Annotated in this window: 19 protein-coding genes; 5 read left to right on the top strand and 14 right to left on the bottom strand. The window is 66.6% G+C overall.

The annotated features are described in order from the left end of the window. Positions 1-81: 81 nt before the first annotated feature. The 4 genes from ACODSU_RS11455 to ACODSU_RS11440 form a co-directional block, all read right to left on the bottom strand. On the bottom strand, positions 82-2,298 hold the full coding sequence (locus ACODSU_RS11455; protein ID WP_488842398.1) for an ATP-binding protein: 2,217 nt from the start codon (positions 2,296-2,298) through the stop codon (positions 82-84). Continuing rightward, the gene (locus ACODSU_RS11450) at positions 2,283-3,518 is read right to left on the bottom strand and encodes a hypothetical protein (RefSeq protein ID WP_488842397.1); all 1,236 of its coding nucleotides are present in this window, start codon (positions 3,516-3,518) and stop codon (positions 2,283-2,285) included. The genes ACODSU_RS11455 and ACODSU_RS11450 overlap by 16 nt, the downstream gene beginning before the upstream one ends. A 135-nt stretch (positions 3,519-3,653) precedes the next feature. Further along, positions 3,654-4,115, bottom strand: coding sequence for a hypothetical protein (locus tag ACODSU_RS11445; protein WP_488842396.1), 462 nt, complete (start codon positions 4,113-4,115; stop codon positions 3,654-3,656). A 23-nt stretch (positions 4,116-4,138) separates the two neighbouring features. Further along, on the bottom strand, positions 4,139-4,996 hold the full coding sequence (locus ACODSU_RS11440; RefSeq protein ID WP_488842395.1) for a hypothetical protein: 858 nt from the start codon (positions 4,994-4,996) through the stop codon (positions 4,139-4,141). A 259-nt stretch (positions 4,997-5,255) separates the two neighbouring features. Here ACODSU_RS11440 and ACODSU_RS11435 point away from each other — a divergent pair, with 259 nt between their 5' ends. After that, complete coding sequence (locus tag ACODSU_RS11435) at positions 5,256-6,242, top strand: PhnD/SsuA/transferrin family substrate-binding protein (RefSeq protein ID WP_476016947.1); 987 nt, start codon at positions 5,256-5,258, stop codon at positions 6,240-6,242. 30 nt (positions 6,243-6,272) lie between these two features. On the opposite strand, the gene leuD is transcribed toward ACODSU_RS11435, so the two are convergent. From leuD to ACODSU_RS11415, 4 genes are read right to left on the bottom strand one after another with little or no spacing between them, the layout of a single operon-like run. Further along, positions 6,273-6,938 carry a 3-isopropylmalate dehydratase small subunit gene (leuD, locus tag ACODSU_RS11430; RefSeq protein ID WP_488842394.1) on the bottom strand — a complete coding sequence of 222 codons (666 nt, stop codon included), beginning with the start codon at positions 6,936-6,938 and terminating at the stop codon, positions 6,273-6,275. Next, a complete protein-coding gene (leuC, locus tag ACODSU_RS11425) occupies positions 6,935-8,353 on the bottom strand; it encodes a 3-isopropylmalate dehydratase large subunit (RefSeq protein ID WP_488842393.1) in 1,419 nt (472 codons plus the stop codon). Before leuC ends, leuD begins: the two co-directional genes overlap by 4 nt. 30 nt (positions 8,354-8,383) lie before the next feature. Further along, positions 8,384-9,283 carry an alpha/beta fold hydrolase gene (locus ACODSU_RS11420; RefSeq protein WP_309824796.1) on the bottom strand — a complete coding sequence of 300 codons (900 nt, stop codon included), beginning with the start codon at positions 9,281-9,283 and terminating at the stop codon, positions 8,384-8,386. A 46-nt stretch (positions 9,284-9,329) separates the two neighbouring features. Then, on the bottom strand, positions 9,330-10,355 hold the full coding sequence (locus ACODSU_RS11415) for a tripartite tricarboxylate transporter substrate binding protein (RefSeq protein ID WP_488842392.1): 1,026 nt from the start codon (positions 10,353-10,355) through the stop codon (positions 9,330-9,332). Between the two features lie 116 nt (positions 10,356-10,471). On the opposite strand from ACODSU_RS11415, the gene ACODSU_RS11410 reads away from it, so the two are divergent. Then, positions 10,472-11,371: a LysR family transcriptional regulator gene (locus ACODSU_RS11410; protein ID WP_488842391.1), complete on the top strand. Its 900-nt coding sequence runs from the start codon at positions 10,472-10,474 to the stop codon at positions 11,369-11,371. Positions 11,372-11,528: 157 nt separating this feature from the next. Here ACODSU_RS11410 and ACODSU_RS11405 read toward each other — a convergent pair whose 3' ends face one another. Continuing rightward, complete coding sequence (locus ACODSU_RS11405; protein ID WP_488842390.1) at positions 11,529-12,146, bottom strand: hypothetical protein; 618 nt, start codon at positions 12,144-12,146, stop codon at positions 11,529-11,531. A 278-nt stretch (positions 12,147-12,424) separates the two neighbouring features. Between ACODSU_RS11405 and ACODSU_RS11400 the strand changes: the two genes are divergently transcribed. Then, positions 12,425-13,024 (top strand): lipocalin family protein, encoded by a 600-nt coding sequence (locus ACODSU_RS11400; protein WP_488842389.1) that lies wholly within the window; start codon positions 12,425-12,427, stop codon positions 13,022-13,024. A 257-nt stretch (positions 13,025-13,281) separates the two neighbouring features. Here ACODSU_RS11400 and ACODSU_RS11395 read toward each other — a convergent pair whose 3' ends face one another. From ACODSU_RS11395 to ACODSU_RS11380, 4 genes are read right to left on the bottom strand one after another with little or no spacing between them, the layout of a single operon-like run. Continuing rightward, positions 13,282-14,916: an ABC transporter ATP-binding protein gene (locus ACODSU_RS11395; RefSeq protein WP_488842388.1), complete on the bottom strand. Its 1,635-nt coding sequence runs from the start codon at positions 14,914-14,916 to the stop codon at positions 13,282-13,284. Between the two features lie 2 nt (positions 14,917-14,918). Continuing rightward, complete coding sequence (locus ACODSU_RS11390; protein ID WP_488842387.1) at positions 14,919-15,974, bottom strand: ABC transporter permease; 1,056 nt, start codon at positions 15,972-15,974, stop codon at positions 14,919-14,921. A gap of 13 nt (positions 15,975-15,987) precedes the next feature. Further along, positions 15,988-17,019: a microcin C ABC transporter permease YejB gene (locus ACODSU_RS11385; protein ID WP_488842386.1), complete on the bottom strand. Its 1,032-nt coding sequence runs from the start codon at positions 17,017-17,019 to the stop codon at positions 15,988-15,990. Between the two features lie 18 nt (positions 17,020-17,037). Continuing rightward, positions 17,038-18,864 (bottom strand): extracellular solute-binding protein, encoded by a 1,827-nt coding sequence (locus ACODSU_RS11380; RefSeq protein WP_488842385.1) that lies wholly within the window; start codon positions 18,862-18,864, stop codon positions 17,038-17,040. A 104-nt stretch (positions 18,865-18,968) separates the two neighbouring features. Between ACODSU_RS11380 and fabI the strand changes: the two genes are divergently transcribed. Further along, positions 18,969-19,769 (top strand): enoyl-ACP reductase FabI, encoded by an 801-nt coding sequence (gene fabI / locus ACODSU_RS11375; RefSeq protein ID WP_488842384.1) that lies wholly within the window; start codon positions 18,969-18,971, stop codon positions 19,767-19,769. Positions 19,770-19,862: 93 nt separating this feature from the next. Further along, a complete protein-coding gene (locus ACODSU_RS11370; protein WP_488842383.1) occupies positions 19,863-20,726 on the top strand; it encodes a DNA ligase in 864 nt (287 codons plus the stop codon). Positions 20,727-20,821: 95 nt separating this feature from the next. Here the strand turns inward: ACODSU_RS11370 and ACODSU_RS11365 are convergent, their stop codons facing one another. Further along, complete coding sequence (locus ACODSU_RS11365) at positions 20,822-21,382, bottom strand: fasciclin domain-containing protein (protein WP_488842382.1); 561 nt, start codon at positions 21,380-21,382, stop codon at positions 20,822-20,824. Positions 21,383-21,407 lie beyond the last annotated feature (25 nt).

Here is a 21,407-nt window from a genome sequence, read left to right as displayed (position 1 = left end):
GGAAGGGCATATTGGATAAGCGCCTAGCGGTTATCCGAATCAAAATTTTGCAGCAATGGCTCCGCAGTGCCCCTGCGTGGCTCAACCCGGATCACGGTCACGCGCCAGCACGGCCAGCTCCTGGTGCAACAGCAGTTCCACCTCCGCCGGTTCAAACTGGTCCTGCAGCAGCGGGATGGTAAAGCGGTATTCGCCCGCCTCGTGTTTGCGCAGCACATAGGCCAGTTGCAGGCGCGCCAGCGATAAGCGCAGGGCCTGTGCGTCGCCTGCGATGCCATGGCTTTGCAGCAGCTGGGCCAGCGTGACCAGGCTGGACTGTCCCACCTGGGCCGTGTGGTAAACAACGATGCGGTCGAGGCGGCAGGCGGCTTCGTCATGGCTCAGGCGGCCCCAGCCGGCCAAGGCGTCTTGCACGGCCTGCGATGCCAGGGCCTGGTCGAGATGGCGCTTTTCGATCACGCGTTCGCCGGGCAACAGGGCCTCCAGGCATTCCTGGCACAGGATGGCGACCAGGTTGGCGCGCTGGCCGCTGGCATCTACCAGGCGGTTCACCAGGTGCTCGTTGTCAAAACCCAGCCGCAGCTTGCGCAGTGGCTCGGTGGCCAGTTCGCGGCAGGCATCGCGCTCCAGGCCGCCGATGGTCAGCACCTCGCCAAAGTTGCGCAGCGGGCTTTGGTAGTCCAGCACGGCGGTGGCGTACAGGTCCCAGAAGCCCGCGAGCATGAACCAGCAGCGGCCCTCTTCGCTGAGTGCGCGCAGGGTGGACAGCTGCACGTAGCCATTGGCCGATTCGTCACGGAAGAACAGGTCGGCCTCGTCGATGAGCAGCACCAGGCGCTTGCCCTGGTACTGCGCCTGCAGGTGGTCCACGATGGCTTCGAGCGGTGTGTCGGCGGGCAGGCCAAACTGCAACGCCATGCGTGGCGCCAGGCGGTGGTCGCGCAGCGAGACGTAGTGGCACACGGTGTGGGGGTGGCCCGCCATGCGGCGCTGCACGGCCTTGAGCAAGCTGCTTTTGCCCAGCTGCCGCCCACCCACCACCAGGTAGTTGGCGGGCTCGCGGTTGATGACGCGGGCCAGCAGTTGCGCGCGGCCGAAGAAGGCGCCTTCGCGCGTGACACCGCCGCGCGTCTGGTAGGGCGAGATGCGGGTGATGCGCAGCTGCGCAGCCAGCAGGCGCAGCAGCACTTGCAGGGCGTCACCGCCAATCAGCCATTCGGTCTGGCTGGCGCTGTCGGCCATCACATGCAGGTTGGCGCGGTCTTGTGCGTGGGCGTGCAGCAGCGGCCAGGGGGTGTCCACGCTGTGCTCGCTCAGGATCAGCAGCACATCGCTGCCGGTCTGCACGGCGCGCAGCTGGCGCAGCACGGTGGCTTCGTCGATGCCGTGCGTGGGCACAAAGACGAGGCAGCGGTCCAGCGACACGGGCAGGTCGGGCGGGAACGACCATTCAAACACCGCACCGGGCAGCGCCCAGTCGGTGCTGGGCTGGCAGCGGGCGGACACGCGTTCGGCCAGCGCGCGGGCCAGGGCCGGGGCGCGCTCGCTGCCCGTGGCCTGGGCGCAGGCCACGGCGCGGCGCCAGTCCACCAGGCGAATGTCGGCGGCCTGCAGCGTGGGCTCCAGCCGCCGCAGCCAGCGCAGCAGCCGGTCGATGTGCGGCAGGCGGGCCAGCGGTGTGCGGCGCAGGCGCGCAGGGCGCAGCTGGCCCGCACCGATGAGCGGGTGGCGCACCACCCACAGCACTGCACCCACGCCAAAAATGACCCCGCACCACGTGATGAGCGAGCGCATCCAGCCAAAGGGGTCGGCGTCTGGCGCGGGCTTGGCGGGCTCGAAATCGTCGGTGCTGCCTTGCTGGCAGTTGATGGGCAGGTAGCCCTGCGGGATGGGCGGGTTGCCGGGGCGGCAGGTCCAGGTGTGGGTGCCGGGCTGCAGCTCCACCACCACCTGCGTGCCCGCCAGCTTGCCAAATTCAGGGTTGTGGGCAATGTCGGCCTGCAGCACATTGGGGCGCGGGGAGGTAACGCGCAGCTGCGGGTTGGCAATGGGCGGCGCGTACTTCTGAATGTCCGTGGGCCAGGCATCCAGCTCGTTGCGGGCGTTGACCATCGCCACACGCCACTGCACCAGCTCTCCCCACAGCGGCCCGACGTTCATTGCCGCCATGAACCTGCCCCGTGTGGCCGGGTTGTGCTGGGGCGTGAACACGGCGCTGGCCACAAACAGCGTGACCAGCGCAATGACCACGGCGCGCACCACGGGCCGGGACAGCCAGGGCGTCAGTCGGCCGAGCATGAATCCAGCACCATCCAGCCGGCCTCGCGCACCGTGGGGCTGCGCCAGTGCAGCCGCGCCGCGTCCCCCACGCCGCGCGCAAGGATGAGGTTGCCCCAGAAGAGGCTGCGCAGGTCGTCGTCCTGCAGGTAGGGTCGTGCGCGGCCGAGGTCGTCCGCGCCCAGCAACTGCTGCAGGCGCGCCCGGCTGGCTGGCACCTGCGCCAGCGGCAGAAACGTTTGCCACAGGCGCGGGCTGCTGGCCAGGTGGGTGCGCAGGGCGCTGAAGGCGGGCTGGCCTTCGTGCAGGCTGGCACCCGCGCCGGGGTGGTCCACCAGCCATTGCAGGCCTTCTTCAAACAGCGCGGGATGGCCGCCGCTCAGGGCCTGCAGTGCAGCCACCACCGGCTCGGACCAGGGCTGCTCGGGCCAGCGGTGGCGGGCCAGTTGCAGCAGGTCGGCAAGCGACGGGTCGGGCCAGTGGTGGACCTGGGCGATGTTGAGCAGCGACAGGTCGCCACTGCGGTACTTGAGGTCGGCCAGCGCCTGCCCTCCGCACAGCAGCAGGTGCAGGCGGCCGCTGTGCATCTCGCTCAGGCTGCGCAGGATGCCCGCCAGGGTTTCGCGCAGCGCGGACGTGCCCTGCTCAAAGCGGCTGACCAGGCAGAAGATGCGCTCACCCGCCATCAGGCGGCGCTCCAGCGCGGATTCAAACTCGTAGTCCGACGCCACATCGCCCAGGCCACATTGGCGGCCGATGGCGGCGAAGTATTCGGCGGGCACGGTGCTCACGCTGTAGGGCGGCTGGATGTGCAGCACCGAGCCTTCGCCGTATTGCGCGCGGGCGCGCTGCAGCAGCTCGTGCCGGAACGGCGGCTGGCCCCAGTGCGCGGGCGACAGCAGCAGCGAGATGGGGTATGGCACCGCCTGGGCCAGTTGCGCAAACACCTTGTCCTGGAACGCGGCAAACGGCTGCGCGCCGGTGGACTCGGCTTGCAACGGAAACTCGGGCGCGAACCCTGCGGCGCTGAGCAGCCGGTTGGCCTCGCTCTCGGTCAGGCGCAGATAGCGCGTGCAGGCCACCAGCTTGTCGCGCGAGCGCGGGTTGGGCACCGAGATGCCGTTGCGCCAGTTGTTGACGGCCTCGCGGCTCAGGCCGATCTCGGTGGCCACGCCCGAGGCGCTGGCGCGAATGCGGCGCATGTAGATCGACAAGAGGTCGGCAAAAGAATCGGCAGACATGTGTGGTGCGGCGGTGGCGGGATAACGCGCTGAAACTTAAAGAGGGCCCCTGCTGCCAATAAACGGCAGGTGGCTGGCGGGCATTGTCATTGCTGCCAAGCCATCCGGCCGCAAGGGGTCGGTATTGCCGATGCGTCAGAGCAACGGCTGCACCATGGGCCAGGCCTTGGTGCAGGCCAGGCCACAGGCCGTGAGCACCGGGCTGTACAACACGACGGCGCCGACCACCGACATCAGCCAGCCGGGCTCTTCGTGGTCTTCGGCCTCGGCTTTTGCGTCCTCCTTCAAGGGCTCTTTGCTGCGGCGCATTTCTTCGCTCTCACCCGAATCGCCAGTCATCTCCTGCATCAGTATCACGGCCACCACCAGCAGCGACACGGCCAATAGCGCCAGGTAGCCGTATTGCAGCGCGGGCTGCGTGAGCGGATAGAAATAGCCCACCAGCAGCGCGGCCGGCGCCAGAAAGAACACGTGCATCATGAGCCGGTACCAGGGGATGCCATCCACCGGCCGCTCCAGCGCCCCCATGACCATGCGGTAAGTCAGCGCCCCCAGCACAAAAATCACCCCGCCCCACCATTCGATTTGCGTCAGCATGTTGTTCTTCTCCTGAGATGCTTTTACTGCACTGCCATCACCGTGGCGGGGCCATCGTCGCCAGGCTTGTCGGCGTCATCGTTGCCGTCGTCCCCTCGCATCGCTTTGTGTTCGGTGGCCATGTAGTACAGCGGCAGCGCCACGGCCAGCACCAGCCCCAGGCCCATCCACAGCCAGAAGCCCTTGAACAGCAGCACGGTGACCACCGTGAAGACCACCGCATGCACCAGCCCTTTGAACCCGGACCGCAACAGCAGCACAGCCATCAGCCCCTGCACGGGTGATTTGCCGCTTTTGCCCATGGCCCGCGCCATTTCGACAAACGCCTCGGCCGCCTCACGGGCCTCACGCTTGCGCTTTTCTTCCTGCTGGCGCAGCTTGGCCACGGCCAGCGGCTTGGCCGGGTCTTTGGAGCAGGCGTAGCGGTCATCGGCATCGCCGTCTTCGCCGCCCTCACCGACCTGTGGCACAGGCTCGACCACCGCGCGCCACTGCGGGTTGGCGTCCATGAATGCCTGGCGCGACACCCAGCGGCCCTGGTCGAAGTGCATGCGTTCGGTTTCGCCCACCTGGTCGTAGAAGACCTCCATCACCGCCGCCCGCAGGCCGTGGCGGAACAGGGTTTCGATCTGCAGCAAAGGCAGGTCGCCACTGGTGCCGGTATCAAATTGCAGCACCAGGTGCGATGGCGCTGCAGTGACCGACTGGTTGAACCATTCCCCATCCCACAAGGCCTCCAGGCTAGGTGCGCCCAGCTTGCCGGCCCAGCGCTGGGCCTGCTCGGTGTTGTCTGCGCACAGGTACTGGTAGACCAGCTGGCAGGTCTTGAGCTTGATCGGGTCTTCAAAGAACAGCTGCAGCGTGAGGGTGTTTTGCGACATGGGACTGGAACGGTGGTGAACGTATGAAGGGTATTGCGTGATGGCGTGCAGGCATTGTGTCGGGCGTTGCCACGCCTGTCCCTCGCGGCCTTGTCCAGCGCACCAGACGGTCGGTTGACAAACCGTCCAGTGCCTTGGCGGCTGCGCCGAGAGCCCGCACGCAGTCGCATGGGTGCCCGATCATCACCCAAAGCGCCTGCATACTCTCCGCCCTCGGGCTCGGCCCGATCCAAAGCAACACACCGGAGGGACCTTAACCATGCGATTCGATACCCGCTTGTATGCACTGCTGTCTGGCGCTGCCCTGACCCTGGGCCCAGTGGCTGCACAGACGGAGCGTGCCGCCGCTGCCAAGCCTGCTGCCGCTGCGCAAGCCGCCAACCAGTTCACCAACAGCCCGCGCGAAAAGCTGGTGGTGGCCATGCCCAAGACCTATGCCAAGGCCGAGACCATGTTGCTGTGGGGCGACTACTTCAACCACCTGGCGCGCTGCGGCAACATCGACTTGCAGAACCAGCAGGGCGAGTCGCTGGACAAGAGCACCAACATCGACGTGCTGGCTGAAAAGGAACTCATCGACAGCCTGGTGTCTGGCAAGGCCCAGCTGGCCCAGGTCAACCCCGGCCTGGTGCCGCAACTGGTGGCTGCAGGCCAGCCCGCGCCGTTCGGCGTGCCGGGCAACAAGGCCAGCGGGCAACGCAATTCGTACAAGCTGATCCTCATCGCACGCGTGGACAGCCCTTTCACCAAGCCGCAGGACCTGGTGGGCAAGAAGATTGCGCACACCACGCCCACGTCCAACTCGGGCAACCTGGCGCCGCGCGCACTCTTCCCGGCCATCGGGCTGGTGCCAGACCAGAACTACGAAGTGGTGTTCTCCAACGGCCATGAGCGCTCGGTCACGGGCGTGATGCATGGCTTCTACCCCGCGGCGGCCGTGGCCAGCGACCTGTACCAGCGCATGGTGGTGAAGGGCGACGTGAAAGGCTCCAGCATCCGCACGCTGTGGGAGAGCCCACCCTTCATGACCGAGACCTGGACAATGGGCAAGGATGTCTCGCCCGAGCTGCAGGCGCGTGTGAAGAAGTGCTCCTTTAGCTACAGCTTTTCGCCCAAGCTGCGGCAGCTGCTGCCGGGCAACGACACCTTTTTGCCCATCAACTTTGAGCGCGACTTTGCGACGGTGATGGAGGTCTACAACAAGACGCAGAAGGCTGCGCAGGCGGCCAAGGCTGCCGCCAAGTAGGCGCCCCCACTGCGCCGAGGCGCCGACCGGTCAAGGCTGCGAGGATGCGGCGCTGAGCCGATCGCGCGTGCGCCGCGCGACATCCTTCACCCACGGCTGGGCCTCCCAGTGGCGCTGGGCGAACGCCGTGATCTGGTCCCGGTAAGTCAACGAGGCACCGATCACATCCAGGCCGTCGATGAACATGCGCCTGTGGCGCTCGGAGACGGTGAAGGGCGCGCTGTGCCCTGCCGTGCGCACCTGGCGCTGCTCCACATCGATCTCTATCGCCATCGGCCCTTGGTGGGCACGGGCCTCGCGCATGAAGGCCTGGGCATCGTCCTCGCTCACCATCGCCAGCAACAGGCGGTTGTTCATGGCGTTGGAGTAGAAGATCTCGCCAAAGCTCGACGCCACCACCGCCTTGAAGCCGTACTGCTGCATGCCCCACACCGCATGCTCGCGGCTGGAGCCACAGCCGAAGTTGCTGCCCGCCAGCAGTACATCGGTGCCGGCAAAGGCTGGCTGGTTCAGCACGAAGTCTTCGCGCGGCTGCCCGGCGCCGTCAAAGCGCAGGTCGTACAGCAGGCCCGGCGCCAGGCCCGATTTGTCGATGCCGCGCAGGAACTGCTTGGGCATGATCTGGTCGGTGTCCAGGTTGGCGATGTCGAGCAGTGCGGCCCTGCCGCGCAAGCTGGTGTTGTGGTCGGCACTCATGCGGTCCCCTCCAGGGTTCTGACGTCAGTGATGCAACCCGTGACGGCCGCGGCGGCGGCCATGGCCGGGCTCATCAGGTGCGTGATCGCCCCCCTGCCCTGGCGGCCTTCGAAATTGCGGTTGGTGGTGGATGCGCAGCGCTGGCCAGGGGCCAGCACGTCGTCGTTCATGGCCAGGCACATGGAACAGCCGGGCTGGCGCCACTCGAAGCCGGCCGCCACCAGGCGCGCGGCAATGCCCTCGGCCTCGGCCTGGGCCTTCACCGCGCCCGAGCCGGGCACAACCATCGCGCGCACGCCCGGGGCCACGCGGCGGCTGCCAACGACGCGGTCCACCTCGCGCAGGTCCTCGATGCGGGCGTTGGTGCACGAGCCGATGAACACATGCTGCACGGGCACGCCCGCCAGCGGCTGGCCCGCCGCCAATGCCGTGTAGCGCAAGGCCTGCTCGGCACTGCCGCGCTGCACGGCATCGGCCATGTCTTCGGGCCGGGGCACGGTGGCGTTGATGGCCATGGCCTGGTCGGGGCTGGTGCCCCAGGTGACGAAGGGGGCCACCTCGGCCGCGTCGAACACGTGCTCCTCATCGAACACGGCGCCGTCGTCGCTGCGCAGCGTGGCCCAGTGGGCCAGGGCCTGCGTGCGCACGTCGCCGCCGATGTCGGGGGCCTTCGCCAGCACGTAGTCGATGGCGCTGGCGTCGGGCGCGATCAGCGCGCCGCGCGCTCCCGCTTCCACCGCCATGTTGCACAGCGTGAAGCGCGCCTCCACCGACAGGGCGCCGATGGCGCTGCCGCAGAACTCGACCACATAGCCGCGCGCGCCCTGCGCGCCGATGCGGCTGATGATGAGAAGGATCAGGTCCTTGGCGGTGGTGCCCGGCGGCAGCGCGCCGTCCACGCGGATGCGCATGTCTTTGGCAAGGCGGTAGACCAGGGTCTGCGTGGCCAGCACATGCTCGACCTCGGACGTGCCGATGCCGAAGCCTAAAGCGCCCAGCGCGCCATAGGTGGTGGTGTGGCTGTCGCCGCAGATGATGACCATGCCAGGGCGCACCATGCCGTGCTCGGGCGCGATCACGTGTTCGATGCCCTGCAGCGGGTCGTTGGTGTCGAACAGCGGGATGCCGTGGCGGTCGCAATTGGCCTTGAGGTTGCTGGCCTGCAGCGCTGAAGGGGTGTCTTGAATGACCCGGTGGCGCACCGGGTGCGTGGGGATGATGTGACTTACCACCGCCACGTTCTGCCCCGGCACGGGCACGCCGCGCCCGGCCTCGTGCAGGCCGGCGAAGGCCTGGGGGCTGGTGTATTCGTTCATCAGGTGCAGGTCGCAAAAGAGCAGCACGTTCTGTTCGTCCAGAACGGCCACGGTGTGCGATGCCACCAGCTTCTGGTAGAGCGTTGCGGGTGTGGTCATGGTCATCGTGATGGGGGTGAGGGGAATGGGCTATTGACCTGCCAGCAGGAAAGGCAGGGCAGCTTCCAGCAGCGCGTCGGGCACTTCTTCGGCGATGTAGTGGCCGCAGGGCAGCGCATGGCCGCGCACGTCAGTCGCCACGCGCTGCCACTCCTTGAGCGGCTCAAAGCACTGATGCACCACACCCTGCTCACCCCACAGGGCCAGCAGAGGCATGGCGAGTTGGCGACCCGCATCGCGGTCGGCGCGGTCGTGCACTAGGTCGATACCAGCGGCGGCGCGGTAGTCCTCGCAGATGCCGTGGGCCGTGCCCGGCAGGGCCAGGCAGCGCACGTACTCGGCCAGGGCACGCGGGTCGAACGGGGCCAGGCCTGCACTGCGCCGGCCCATCACGTCGCGCACATAAGCAGCGGGGTCGGCCTCGATCAGGCGCTCGGGCAGCGGCGCGGGCTGGATCAGGAAGAACCAGTGCCAGTAGGCGCGGGCGAACGCGTTGCTGGTCTGCTCGTACATGGCCAGGGTGGGCGCGATGTCCAGCAGCACCATGCGCTGCACCGCATCCGGGTGATCGGCCGCCAGGCGGTGCGCTACGCGCGCGCCCCGGTCGTGGGCCAGCACGGCAAAGCGCGGGTGGCCCAGGTGCTGCATCACGGCCAGCATGTCGTCGGCCATGGTGCGCTTGCTGTAGAGCAGGTGTTCGGCATCGCCGGTGGGCTTGGCCGAGTCGCCGTAGCCCCGCAGATCCGCCAGCACCAGCGTGAAGTGCTGCGCCAGCACAGGCGCCACCTTGTGCCAGATGGCCGAGGTCTGCGGGTGGCCGTGCAGCAGCAGCAAGGCCGGGCCCGTGCCGCCGACCAGCGCGTGAATGTGCTGGCCGTCGGGCGTGGGCACGCGGTGAGGGATGAAACCGGGGAAAAGTGAAGTGGTCATGGGCGAGGTGGTCCTGGCCGTGGGGCGAAGTGGAAGGCGAACCCGCTCACTCTGCAGTGATGCCGCGCTCTTTGATCAGTTTGGCCCACTGGGGCATTTCCTGCTCCAGCCGTGCGCGGGCCTGCTCGGGGGTGGAGGGGATGGGGTCGAACCCGTCCTTGGCCATGCGCTCCTTGAGCGCGGGGGTACCCAGTGCCTGGTTCAGCGTGGCGTTGAGCTTGTCGATGATGGGCTTGGGCGTGCCGGCCGGCGCGAACACGATGAACCAGGTTTCAAACGCATAGCCCGGCAGGCCTGCCTCGGCAATGGTGGGCACATCGGGCATCAGCGCCGAGCGCTTCGTGCCGGTCACGCCCAGGGCGCGCAGCTTGCCGGCCTGCACGTGCGGCTGCGCGGCCGACAGCACCGGGAAGCTCATGGCCACCTGGCCCGACATGGTGTCGATCATGGCCGGGCCGCCGCCACGGTAGGGGATGTGCACGATGGGTGTTCCCGCCACAGCCTTGAACAGCTCGGCCGACATGTGGAAGGTGCTGCCCGGGCCCGCCGAGCCGTAGGAGTAGTGCCCTGGCTTGGCCTTGAGCAGCGCAAGCAGCTCCTTGAGGTTCTTGGCAGGCACCGCGTTGTTGACCACCAGCACATGCTGCGAGCTGGCCACCATGCCGATGGGCGCCAGGTCCTTCAAGGTGTCGTAGGGCATCCGGGCCGTGAGGGCGGGGTTGATGGCCAGCGACACCGTCTGCAGGCCGATGGTGTAGCCGTCGGGCTGGGCCTTGGCGACCATGTCCACGCCGATGTTGCCGCCCGCGCCGCCCTTGTTCTCGATGAACAGCGATCCGCCCAGGGCCTTGCCCCATTCGTCCGTCACCAGGCGCGCCGCGATGTCGGCGCTGCCGCCCGGTGCGTACGGAACCACGAGCTTGATGGCCTTGTTGGGATAACCGGCCGCTTGCGCCAGGGCTGGAGCCGGCGATAGCAGGGCCAGCGCGGCCAGTGCCGCTGCGGCAGCCGCCAGGCGACGGGACAGACGGTGCGAACGGGACGGGACGGTGGTGGTGAAAGCGACGGTCATGGGTTTGTCTCCTGCGGATACTTGTTGTGGATGTGATCTTAGGAGTGATGTTCAAAGCCATAAATACCGTCAAAATTACTTCATTCATAAATTCAAAGCACGAATCAGGTATCTTCATGGACGGTTTTTCGGACCTGCGCTTTTTCGCCCTGCTGATGAAGGAGGGCAGCCTGGCCGCAGCCGCGCAGCAGATGGGCATCACCCCGCCTGCGGTCAGCCGGCGCCTGGCGCAGCTGGAACACCGGCTGGGCGTGCGCCTGCTGCACCGCACGACCCGGCGCATCCGCCTCACGCCCGAGGGAGAGACCTATCTGCTGGACGGTGCCCGCATCCTCGGTGACCTGGAGGCGCTGGAGCGCACGGTGGCCGGCGCTCGCAGCTCGCCCCGGGGGCTGATCAAGCTGGCCGCCACGCTGGGCTTTGGCCGTGTGCACATCGCGCCCGCGCTGTCGGCGTTTGCCCGTGCCTACCCCGAGGTGGAGGTCCAGCTGCACCTGACGGACCGCCCCGTGAACCTGGTGGAGCAAGGCTTTGACGCGGCCGTGCGCTTTGGCGACCTGCCGGACTCGCGCCTCACGGCCCGGCGGCTGCTGGCCAACCGGCGCGTGCTGTGCGCATCGCCCGCCTACTTGGCCCAGGCCGGCGAGCCCGAGCAACCGTCCGACCTGCTGGCCCACCAGTGCATCGTGATCCGCGAGAGCGACGAGACCTATGGCACCTGGCACCTGCACCAGGGCGAGCGGCAGGAGACCGTGAAGGTGCGCGGCATGCTCAGCACCAACGACGGCGCGGCCGCCACCACCTGGGCGCTGGAAGGCCACGGGGTGCTGATGCGCTCCGAATGGGACGTGGCGGCCCACCTGGCTGCGGGCCGCCTGGTGCGCGTGCTGCCGGCTTGGTCGCTGCCCGCCGCCGATGTGACGCTGGTCTACCCCACGCGCAGCGACCTGTCGGCCAAGACGCGGGCGCTGGCTGACTTTCTGCGGGACTGGTTCGCCGCACTGCCGCGTACATGACCGACGGCAGGCCCGGCTGCCTTTGCCAATCGCGTTGACGCGTCACGGCGCCTGCCTGGGTTGCAAGGGCCCGCCGATACCTTCGCTGTATGCCCTGGCACCGTGCAAGAGCCCATGCGAAAGCGCCTCGCACATCAGGCGAATTTCCGAATGGCGACTACGGCGTCTCCACCAATGTCATGGTGGCGAACGGCAGGTGGTGCATCAGCTCGCGCTGCACCAGCAGCGTGCCGGCAAAGACGGGGTCTTCCGGCAGGCCCTCGTGCGCCGCGGGGCGCCGCTCGGCCACAGCGGCGAGCCGATTGAACAGGCGCTCCATGGCCTCCAGCGTCAGCACGCGTTGAGCCCCGGGCGGCACGCCCGCCAAGGTGGCCAGTTCATGCAGTGCTGCATCTGCAGACCATGGTGCCCACCCCTGCCCGCCGGGCAACAAGCCTTGTAGCTGCCGATGGGCCACGTAGACCTCATCCTCCACGACCGCAATGGCGTTTTCCAGTTCCAGGGGAGTGGGCACGGCATGGCGGAAGAACTGGTGTGCTGTGCGCGCGCCGCCCAAGGGCAGGCTCAGCTTCACGGAAGGTGCGGGCGCATCGGCACCCGCCGCCCAGAGCACCTGTTGCGCCCCCAGATGCAACCCGCTGCTCCATGCGCCGGGCGCTGCATGGCGCCGCGCCTGCAAATAGCTGCGCGTTGCCGGGTCCTCGCCGGGCAGGTCTTGTCGCGACGCCTGCACCGAGGCCGATGCAGAGGTGTATGGAAAGCTGGAATGGTTCACGGGACTCCTAAACGGCTGGACGGCCAAACGCGCCAGGGTGCAGAGGCACCCCGCGATTGCCCTGCTGCACTCTAACCCCGCACGGTTCAGGCAGCACGCGTGACCGCTCAAAGGGTACAGAGGGACGCGCCTGCCGAGCAAGGTCCGCCGCGCCGCCGACACCACGCGCCAGCGCCTTCCTACACCGGGCATCAGGCGCCGTACCTACAGTCGGTTGCCAGGCAGGCGCTGCAGCCAGCGCCCCTCCCCCACAACAACAGCCCTCAGGAGAACTCGCCATGCCAGCCATCCGCACCACGCCCCGCCGCTCCCCCTGGCCCTGGATCGTGGGTGCCGCCGCGTTGATGGGGGTGATGATGTTGTCGGCCTGCTCCACCCCGCGCACACCCGAAGGCGTGCAGCCCGTCTCGGGCTTTGACGTGGACCGCTACACAGGGCAATGGCACGAGGTAGCCCGCATCGAAAACTCGTTTGAACGCGGCCTGACGCAGGCCACCGCCACCTACAGCCGCAGCGCAGACAACACCATCAAGGTGGTGAACCGGGGCTACGACCCGGTGCGCAAGCAGTGGAAGGAAGCGGAGGGCCGCGCCGAGTTTGTGGACAGCCCCGACCGCGCAGCGCTCAAAGTGTCGTTCTTCGGGCCGTTTTACGGCGGCTACAACGTGGTGGCGCTGGATGAGAACTACCAGTGGGCCCTGGTGGTGGGTTCCAGCACCGAGTATGTGTGGGTGCTGTCCCGCACACCCACCCTGCCCTGGCATGTGCGCGAGCACCTGATGGAGCGGGCACAGGCCCTGGGCGTGGATATGCGCAAGCTCGTCTGGGCCCAGCCCGGCGTGGAGCAACATGCGCGGCGCCCAGCGGTCAGAACCTGATCACCGTACGCAGGAAAAGGGACATGGCCCCATGCGGGGTGCGGACACTAAGAGCGGCCAACAAAACTCTTCTGGCGTCGTTGCTGTGTCTTGTCGTACTGCTCGTACTGCCTGCGACACAGCGCCTAGCCAGAACCGCTTCGCTGAGTTTTGTTAGCCGCTCTACGCTGCGCCACGCTACACGGACGCAAAATACTCAAATTTGATAGCAGCCAGCGTATATTCCACTGGCGCCTGTAGCCCATAGAGCCCAAAAACTATCCGCCAGGCACTGTGGCGGCTGCCACCAAGCGTTGGGTGTAGGGATGCTGCGGCGCATCCAGCACTTCCGTCACGCTGCCGCTTTCGAGCACCACGCCGTCCTTCATGACCAGTACATCGTGCGCCATGGCGCGGATCACGTCCACGTCGTGGGTGATGAGCAGGTAGCTCAGGCCCTTTTCTTTTTGCAGGCGTTGCAGCAGGCCCAGCACCTGCTGCTGGATGGTGACATCGAGCGCGCTGGTGGGCTCGTCGAGCACCAGCACCTGCGGCTGCACGATGAGGGCGCGCGCCACGGCCAGGCGCTGGCGCTGGCCGCCCGAAAATTCATGCGGGTAGCGCTCCAGCAGGCGCGGGTATTGCGCTTCGGCCAGGCCCACCTCGGCCAACACCGCCTCCACGCGCGCACGGCGTTCGGCCACGCTGAGTGAGGGCTCGTGCACCTTTAGGCCCTCGCCCACAATTTCTTCGACCGTGAGGCGGGGGGACAGGGACGAGAACGGGTCCTGAAACACCACCTGCACCCGGCGGCGCAACTGCTGGTTGGTGGGCGTGTTGCGCATGGCGGGCTGCTGCCACGCCTGCCCACCCACCTGCAGTTGTCCCGTCGAGGGCAACAGCCCCAGGATGGCCTGGGCCAGCGTGGACTTGCCCGAGCCGGATTCGCCCACCACGCCCAGCGTCTGACCGGGCAGCAATTGCAAGGTGGCGCCCTGCACCGCCACAAACTCGCCTTTTTTGAACCAGCCCTTGATGCCCGGCAGCGGCGTGGGGTAGACCACGCGCAGGTCTTGCGTCCGCACCACGGGCGCGGTGCCTGCGGGCGGGTCGGCCTCGATCACATCGCGGCGTGGCTGGCTGGCGATCAGACGGCGGGTATAGGCATGCTGGGGTGCGCCGAAGACTTCGGCCACCGGCCCCTGCTCTACCAGCACGCCTTGCTCCATCACCGCCACGCGGTCGGCAAAGCGGCGCACCAGGTTCAGGTCGTGCGTGATCAGCAGCACCGCCATGCCGGTCTGGCGCTGCAGGTCGCTCAGCAGGTCCAGGATCTGGCCGCGCAAGGTCACGTCGAGCGCGGTGGTGGGCTCGTCGGCCAGTAGCAGCTTGGGCGAACTGGCGAGGGCCATGGCGATCATGGCGCGCTGGCGTTGGCCGCCGCTGAGCTGGTGCGGAAAGCTGTTGGCGCGACGCGCAGGCTCGGGGATGCCGGTTTGCGCCAGCAGATCGATGGCGGCCTGCGCGCACTGGGCACCGGTGAGGCCTTTCTTGAGCAGCAGGATCTCGGCGATCTGCTGGCCAATTGTCATCAACGGGTTGAGCGCGGTCATGGGCTCCTGGAACACCATGGCGATCTCGCCCCCGCGCACGCCGCGCATCTCGCGCTCGGTCATCGCCAGCAGGTCGCCCCGCCCTTGCAGCAGGGCCTGGCCGGTGATGGCGGCATTGCCCGCCAGCCGCAGCAGGCTCAGGGCGGTGATGGTTTTGCCCGAGCCGGACTCCCCCACCAGTGCCAGCTTTTCGCCTGCGGCCAACGTGAAGTTGACGCCACGCACCACCTCTTTGGCGCCAAAACGCACATGCAGGTCGTGGACTTCGAGCAGCACGGGTTTCATGGCCGATGCGGTCATGGTCACAGGTCCGCCTTTCTGGGATCGAGCGCATCGCGCAGCGCATCGCCCATGAAGGTCAGCAGCAACAGGGTGACCACCAGCACGCCAAAGGTGGACAGCGAGATCCACCACGCATCAATGCTGTTCTTGCCCTGGCTCAGTAGTTCCCCCAGCGAGGGCGTGCCCGGTGGCACCCCCAAGCCGAGAAAATCGAGCGAGGTCAGCGCCAGAATCGCGCCGCTCATGCGAAACGGCAGGAACGTGACCACGGGCGTGAGGCTGTTGGGCAGGATGTGGCGCCAGATGATCTGGCTGTTGCTCACGCCCAGCGCACGGGCTGCCTTCACGTAATCGAGCTGGCGGTTGCGAAGGAACTCAGCACGCACATAGTCCGAGAGGCCCATCCAGCCAAACAGGCTCAGCAAGATGAGCAGCAGCGCAATGCTGGGCGCAAACACCGCGCTGAAGATGATGAGCAGGTACAGCTCGGGCATGGAGCCCCAGATCTCGATAAAGCGCTGGAACGCCAGGTCGGTCTTGCCGCCAAAAAAGCCCTGGATGGCCCCTGTGATAACGCCCAGCAGCACGCCCGTGGTGGTGAGCGCCAGGCCAAACAGCACGCTCACCCGAAAGCCGTACAGCAACTGCGCCAGCAAGTCGCGCCCCCGGTCGTCCGTGCCCAGCCAGTTGTCGCCCGTGGGGGCCGAGGGGTTGGGCGCCTTGGCAAAGTAGTTGAGCGTGTTGGGGCCGTAGCGGTTGAGGGTGTAAAGCGCCCAGTTGCTGCCCGTGCTCAGCCGCTGCTGGATGAAGGGGTCCAGATAGTCAGTCGGGGTCTCGAAGTCACCGCCGAAAGTCTTCTCGGGGTAGTCCTTCAGCAGGGGGAAGTAGGTCTGCCCCTCATAGCGCACGATGAGTGGCTTGTCATTGCTGACCAGCTCGGCGCACAGGCTCACCAGCACCAGGGCGCTGAAGATCAGCAGGCTCCAGTACCCCAGGCGGTTGCGCTTGAAGCGCAGCCAGGCACGGCGGGACGGGGAGAGTGAAATCGGGGTAGCAGCAGGACTCATCGGGGCCATCGGTGCGTTCGGGCTAGTCAAACTTCACGCGCGGGTCCACCCACACATAACAAAGGTCGCTGATGAGCTTGGTGACCAGCCCGATCAGCGTGAACAAATACAGCGTGCCCAGCACCACGGGGTAGTCGCGGCGGATCACGCTCTCGTAGCTGAGCAGGCCCAGGCCGTCGAGCGAGAACAGGGTCTCGATGAGCAGCGAGCCCGCAAAGAACGCGCCGATGAAGGCGGCGGGAAACCCCGTGATGATGGGGATCAGCGCATTGCGGAACACATGCTTCCACAGCACCTGCCGCTCGCTCAGCCCCTTGGCACGGGCCGTGAGCACGTACTGCTTGCGGATCTCTTCGAGGAAGGCGTTCTTGGTCAGCATCGCGGTGACGGCAAAACTGCCCAGCACCATGGCCGTGACGGGCAGCGTGATGTGCCAAAGATAGTCCACGATGCGCGCGCCCCAGCTCAGCTCGTCCCAGTTGGCCGACGTGAGCCCCCGCAGCGGAAACCACTGCAGCTGCCCGCCAAAAATGACCAGCAGCGCCACGCCCAGCACAAAGCCCGGGATGGCATAACCCAGCAGGATGAGCAGCGTGGTCACCAGGTCAAACCGCGACCCGGCACGCACCGCCTTGGCCACGCCCAGCGGCACGGCGACGAGGTAGCTGATGAAGAAGGTCCAGAGGCCCAGGCTGATGGAGACCGGGAGCTTCTCGACCACCAGCTGCCACACGTCCTTGTTCTGGAAGAAGCTCTTGCCCAGATCAAAACGCGCGAACTGGCCCAGCATCTGAAAAAAACGTTCATGCGCCGGCTTGTCAAAGCCGTACAGGGCCTTGATCTGCTCCAGCCGCTTGGGGTCCACGCCCTGAGCGCCCCGGTAGCTCAGGCCACCGCTTTCGGCACCGCCGCCGCCCACGCCAGCCTTGGCCTCGGCCATGTACTGCTCCACGGGGCCGCCCGGCACGAACTGGATCACCACAAAGGTCAGCAGCAGCACGCCCAGCAGGGTGGGCAGCATCAGCAACACGCGTTTGAGGATGTAGGCAAACATGGGTGGGCTGGCGGGTGGTTATTTTTTGTCGGGCGCGGTCTGCGGTGGAATGCGTGCCCACCAGGTGTCAATGACCCAGCTTTCACCGCTGGAGTACGGTGGCACCGTGGCGGGCTTGGCCAGGCGCCAGGCGTTGTACGCCATGCGATGGGTGCCCGCCGTCCACTGCGGAATCAGGTAGTGGCTGTGCGCAATGATGCGCTCCAGCGCATGGCAGGCAGGCAGCAGTTGCGCCTCGGTTTTGGCAGAGGTCATGGCCTTGATCATGGCGTCCACCGCCGGGTTCTTGACACCCGCGAAGTTGCCGGAGTCTTCCGTGTCGGCGGCCTGGCTGCCGAACATATCGGCAAACTCCTGGCCAGGGTTGTTGGTGCCCTGGAAGGCAATCGTGGTGATGTCAAAGTCGAACTTCTGGAGGCGCTGCTGGTACAGCGCAAAGTCCACCGAGCGGAAGCGCAGCGTGACGCCGATCTTTTCGAGATTGCGGATCCAGGGGGTGATGGTGCGCACGCCGCCTTCGTTGCTGTCCATGTACTCCAGCACCATGGCCTCGCCCTTCGCGTTGCGCAGGGCGCCATCGCGCACCTCCCAGCCTGCCTCTTTGAGCAGTGACTGTGCCCGGCGCAGGTTGGCCCGCAGTGACGAATCGCCGTCGGTGCGCGGGGGCACGGTCATGGGACCGAAGGCGGCCGCAGGAATGTCTTTGCGATAGGGCTCCATCAGCGCAAGCTCTTCGGGCGACGGGCTGCCTTTGGTTTCGCAGGCCGTGTTACCAAACAGGCCGTTCACACGCTGGTAGGCGCCGTAGAACATCTGGCGGTTCATCCACTCGTAGTCCATCGCCAGGCCTAGGGCCTCCCGCACCCGCGCGTCCTGCAGCAGCGGGCGGCGGGTGTTGAGCACGTAGCTCTGAAAGCCCGACGGCAGCTTGTGCTTGAACTCGCCCTTGACCAGCTCGCCGCTATCGAACTTCTTGCCCGTGACGCGGCGGGCCCAATCGCCCGCGCTGAAGAACCGCATCAGGTCGAACTCGCCCGCTTTCAGCGCCTCCAGCCGCGCGGTGTTGTCCTTGTAAATCTTGACCAGGATGCGGTCGAAGTTGGCCGTGCCCTTGCGCACGTTGAGGTCGCGTGCCCAGTACTGGGGGTCGCGCACATAGGTGATGTCCTTGCCGAAGCGCACGGGCCCGATCTTGTAGGGGCCGCTGCCGATGGGGATGTCCATCACCACCTGGTCAAAGGGCTTGGCCTTGCCGTTTTCCACGCCCCAGTCGCGGCTGAACACCGGCAAGCCACCCACGGTGATGGGAAGCTCGCGGTTGGGTTGCTTGAAGCGGTAGCGCACGGTGCGGTCGTTGATCACATCCACGCCCGCCACTTCGATCAGCAAGGTCTTGTAAGAGGGTGAGGTGAAGGGGCCCACCAGCGTTTCGTAGCTGTGCTTCACGTCCTGGGCCAGCACCGGCTTGCCGTTGTGAAAGCGCGCCTCGGGCCGCAGCCGGAAGGTGGCCGACAGTCCATCGGGGGCGACTTCCACATCTTCGGCCAGCAGGCCATAGCCGGTTGCGGTCTCGTCCATGGAGCCCACCAGCAGCGAGTCGAACATCAGCGACGACAGGTAGGCCGGTGCGTTGCCCTTGATGGTGAACGGGTTGTACTTGTCAAAGGTGGACGTGCGCAGGTTGCTCACCAGCCGCAACTCACCGCCCTTGGGGGCCTCGGGATTCACATAGTCGAAATGCGCAAAGCCCGCCGGATAGCGCGGCGCGCCCCACAAGGCATACGCATGCGCTGCCCACGCTGGAACAGCACTCCCCATCAGCAACAAAGCCAGCCAAAACCGCATGCGACAATTCTGCACTACGTTCGCAGGGGCTTGCAGCCAAAGCCGCATATCCACATGCACCGGGCGCCAAGCCTGCATTCCGCTATTCCACAAGGAGATTTCACATGGGTTTTCTGACCGGCAAGAAGCTGCTCATCACGGGCGTGCTGTCCAACCGCTCCATTGCCTACGGCATTGCCAAGGCTTGCCACGTGCAAGGTGCCGAGCTGGCGTTCAGCTACGTGGGCGAGCGCTTCAAGGACCGCATCACCGACTTTGCGGCCGAGTTCAACTCCAAGCTGGTGTTCGACTGCGACGTGGCCAGCGATGAGCAGATCGCGCGCATGTTTGCAGACCTGTCGCAGACCTGGCCGAAGTTTGACGGCTTTGTGCACAGCATCGGCTTTGCACCGCGCGAAGCGATTGCGGGCAACTTTCTGGACGGCCTGAGCCGCGAAGGCTTCCGCATTGCGCACGACATCAGCGCCTACAGCTTCCCGGCCATGGCCAAGGCGGCCCTGCCCTACCTGAACGACAAGTCGTCGCTTCTGACCCTGAGCTACCTGGGCGCGCTGCGCTCCATCCCCAACTACAACACCATGGGCCTGGCCAAGGCCAGCCTGGAAGCCAGCGTGCGCTACCTGGCCGAAGCCGTGGGCCGCACCGAAGACGGCCGCAGCATCCGCGCCAACGGCATCAGCGCGGGCCCCATCAAGACCCTGGCTGCCAGCGGCATCAAGGACTTTGGCAAGCTGCTGAGCCGTGTGGCCGACGCCTCGCCCCTGCGCCGCAACGTGACGATTGAAGACGTGGGCAATGTGGCGGCCTTCCTGCTGTCGGACCTGGCATCGGGCATGACGGCCGAGATCACCTATGTGGACGGCGGCTTCAGCCAGACCGCTGGCCTGAGCGCCGACCAGGTGTAATCCGCCAAGCGGGCTCACCGCATTTTTGAACCAAACAGGCTTCTAGCGCTGATAGAACATGCGCTAGAAGCTATTTTTTTGATAGCAAATCGAATGCTCCGCAGACACTGCCTGGCTTGGCTGGGCCTCGCGCCCCTGGCCGCACTGACCACCCCCCAGGCCTGGGCCGCCGACGCACCCGCCCTGTTGCTGGCCAATGTGTACCGCCCCGGCATGCGCCTCGCGGACTACTGGGTGAGCGAAAAATACGACGGCGTGCGCGGCTACTGGGACGGCCACACGCTGCGCACGCGGGGTGGAGAGACCGTGGCGGCCCCGGCATGGTTCACCGCCGGCTGGCCCGACACGCCCATGGACGGCGAGCTGTGGGCAGGACGCGGCCGATTCAGCCACGCCCAGTCCACCGTGCGCCAGCAGCAGCCGGACGATGCCGCCTGGCGCGAGATGCACTTTATGGTGTTTGACCTGCCTGCGCACGGCGGCACGTTTGACCAGCGCCTGCCCGCATTGAACAAGCTCGTAGAGTCGCTGGACCAGCCATGGGTGCAGGCGGTGCCCCAGCAGCGCGTAGCCAGCGACGCCGCTTTGCAAAAGCTGCTGCTGCGCACTGTGCGCGCGGGCGGCGAAGGGCTGATGCTGCACCGGGGCGCATCGATGTACCGCGCAGGTCGCAGTGACGATCTCATCAAGGTCAAGACCCACGAAGACACCGAGGCCAAGGTGGTCGCCCATCTGCCCGGCCAAGGCCGCCACGCCGGGCGGCTGGGCGCCCTGGTGGTGGAGATGCCTTCGGGCCAGCGGTTTCGACTGGGCGCAGGGTTGACCGACGCGGAGCGCGACCACCCGCCGCCCGTGGGTAGCTGGGTGACCTACCGCTTCAGAGGCACCCACGACAGCGGCGTGCCACGCTTCGCGAGTTTTGTGCGGGTGCGCGACGACATGCCGCCCACCCGCTGACGGGGCCACCGCAAACCCGAGCTGATTTCGACGAGGTGGCGATACGCGAGCTGAGCGCGGCAGCGCATGCCGCCTCGCTCCTATCCGTTGCCCAATCAGTTGGGCAACAACACCTTGTCCACCACGTGGATCACGCCGTTGGACTGGTACACGTCGGCAATCGTCACCGTAGCCGTACCGCCCTTTTCGTCCGTCACCATGACGGCATTGCCGCTGGCCTTGGCGGTGAGCGTACCGCCCGCCACGGTCTTGAGGCTGGCCATGCCTTTGCCATCGGCAATCATCTTGGACAACGCGGCAGCATCGTACTTGCCTGCGACCACGTGGTAGGTGAGCACCTTGGTCAATGTGGGCTTGCTCTCGGGCTTGAGCAGCGTGTCCACCGTGCCGGCGGGCAGTGCGGCAAATGCCGCATTGGTGGGAGCAAACACGGTGAACGGGCCAGGGCCCTTGAGCGTCTCCACCAGGCCAGCCGCCTTGACCGCAGCCACCAAGGTGGTGTGGTCCTTGGAGTTCACAGCGTTGTCGATGATGTCCTTGCTGGCCAGCATGGGCGCGCCGCCCACCATGACCTGCGCCATGGCAGGCATTGCGGCAGCTGCCATGGCAGCCGTCAGAGCGATGGTGGCCAAGCGGGCGTTGAATCGAAGGGGCATGAAAATCTCCTGAGGGTGTTGTGAA

It is taken from the genome of Acidovorax sp. FG48 (assembly GCF_057809085.1).
This window is presented reverse-complemented; position numbering and strand designations above follow the sequence as displayed.

Bases quoted from the DNA above. Each gene is read 5' to 3' on its own strand.
- ACODSU_RS11380 (WP_488842385.1), bottom strand. From the start codon at position 18,864: ATGCGGTTTTGGCTGGCTTTGTTGCTGATGGGGAGTGCTGTTCCAGCG.
- ACODSU_RS11455 (WP_488842398.1), bottom strand. From the start codon at position 2,298: ATGCTCGGCCGACTGACGCCCTGGCTGTCCCGGCCCGTGGTGCGCGCC.
- fabI (WP_488842384.1), top strand. From the start codon at position 18,969: ATGGGTTTTCTGACCGGCAAGAAGCTGCTCATCACGGGCGTGCTGTCC.
- ACODSU_RS11395 (WP_488842388.1), bottom strand. From the start codon at position 14,916: ATGACCGCATCGGCCATGAAACCCGTGCTGCTCGAAGTCCACGACCTG.
- leuC (WP_488842393.1), bottom strand. From the start codon at position 8,353: ATGACCACACCCGCAACGCTCTACCAGAAGCTGGTGGCATCGCACACC.
- ACODSU_RS11365 (WP_488842382.1), bottom strand. From the start codon at position 21,382: ATGCCCCTTCGATTCAACGCCCGCTTGGCCACCATCGCTCTGACGGCT.
- ACODSU_RS11435 (WP_476016947.1), top strand. From the start codon at position 5,256: ATGCGATTCGATACCCGCTTGTATGCACTGCTGTCTGGCGCTGCCCTG.
- ACODSU_RS11390 (WP_488842387.1), bottom strand. From the start codon at position 15,974: ATGGCCCCGATGAGTCCTGCTGCTACCCCGATTTCACTCTCCCCGTCC.
- ACODSU_RS11400 (WP_488842389.1), top strand. From the start codon at position 12,425: ATGCCAGCCATCCGCACCACGCCCCGCCGCTCCCCCTGGCCCTGGATC.
- ACODSU_RS11370 (WP_488842383.1), top strand. From the start codon at position 19,863: ATGCTCCGCAGACACTGCCTGGCTTGGCTGGGCCTCGCGCCCCTGGCC.
- leuD (WP_488842394.1), bottom strand. From the start codon at position 6,938: ATGAGTGCCGACCACAACACCAGCTTGCGCGGCAGGGCCGCACTGCTC.
- ACODSU_RS11385 (WP_488842386.1), bottom strand. From the start codon at position 17,019: ATGTTTGCCTACATCCTCAAACGCGTGTTGCTGATGCTGCCCACCCTG.
- ACODSU_RS11410 (WP_488842391.1), top strand. From the start codon at position 10,472: ATGGACGGTTTTTCGGACCTGCGCTTTTTCGCCCTGCTGATGAAGGAG.
- ACODSU_RS11415 (WP_488842392.1), bottom strand. From the start codon at position 10,355: ATGACCGTCGCTTTCACCACCACCGTCCCGTCCCGTTCGCACCGTCTG.
- ACODSU_RS11450 (WP_488842397.1), bottom strand. From the start codon at position 3,518: ATGTCTGCCGATTCTTTTGCCGACCTCTTGTCGATCTACATGCGCCGC.
- ACODSU_RS11440 (WP_488842395.1), bottom strand. From the start codon at position 4,996: ATGTCGCAAAACACCCTCACGCTGCAGCTGTTCTTTGAAGACCCGATC.
- ACODSU_RS11445 (WP_488842396.1), bottom strand. From the start codon at position 4,115: ATGCTGACGCAAATCGAATGGTGGGGCGGGGTGATTTTTGTGCTGGGG.
- ACODSU_RS11420 (WP_309824796.1), bottom strand. From the start codon at position 9,283: ATGACCACTTCACTTTTCCCCGGTTTCATCCCTCACCGCGTGCCCACG.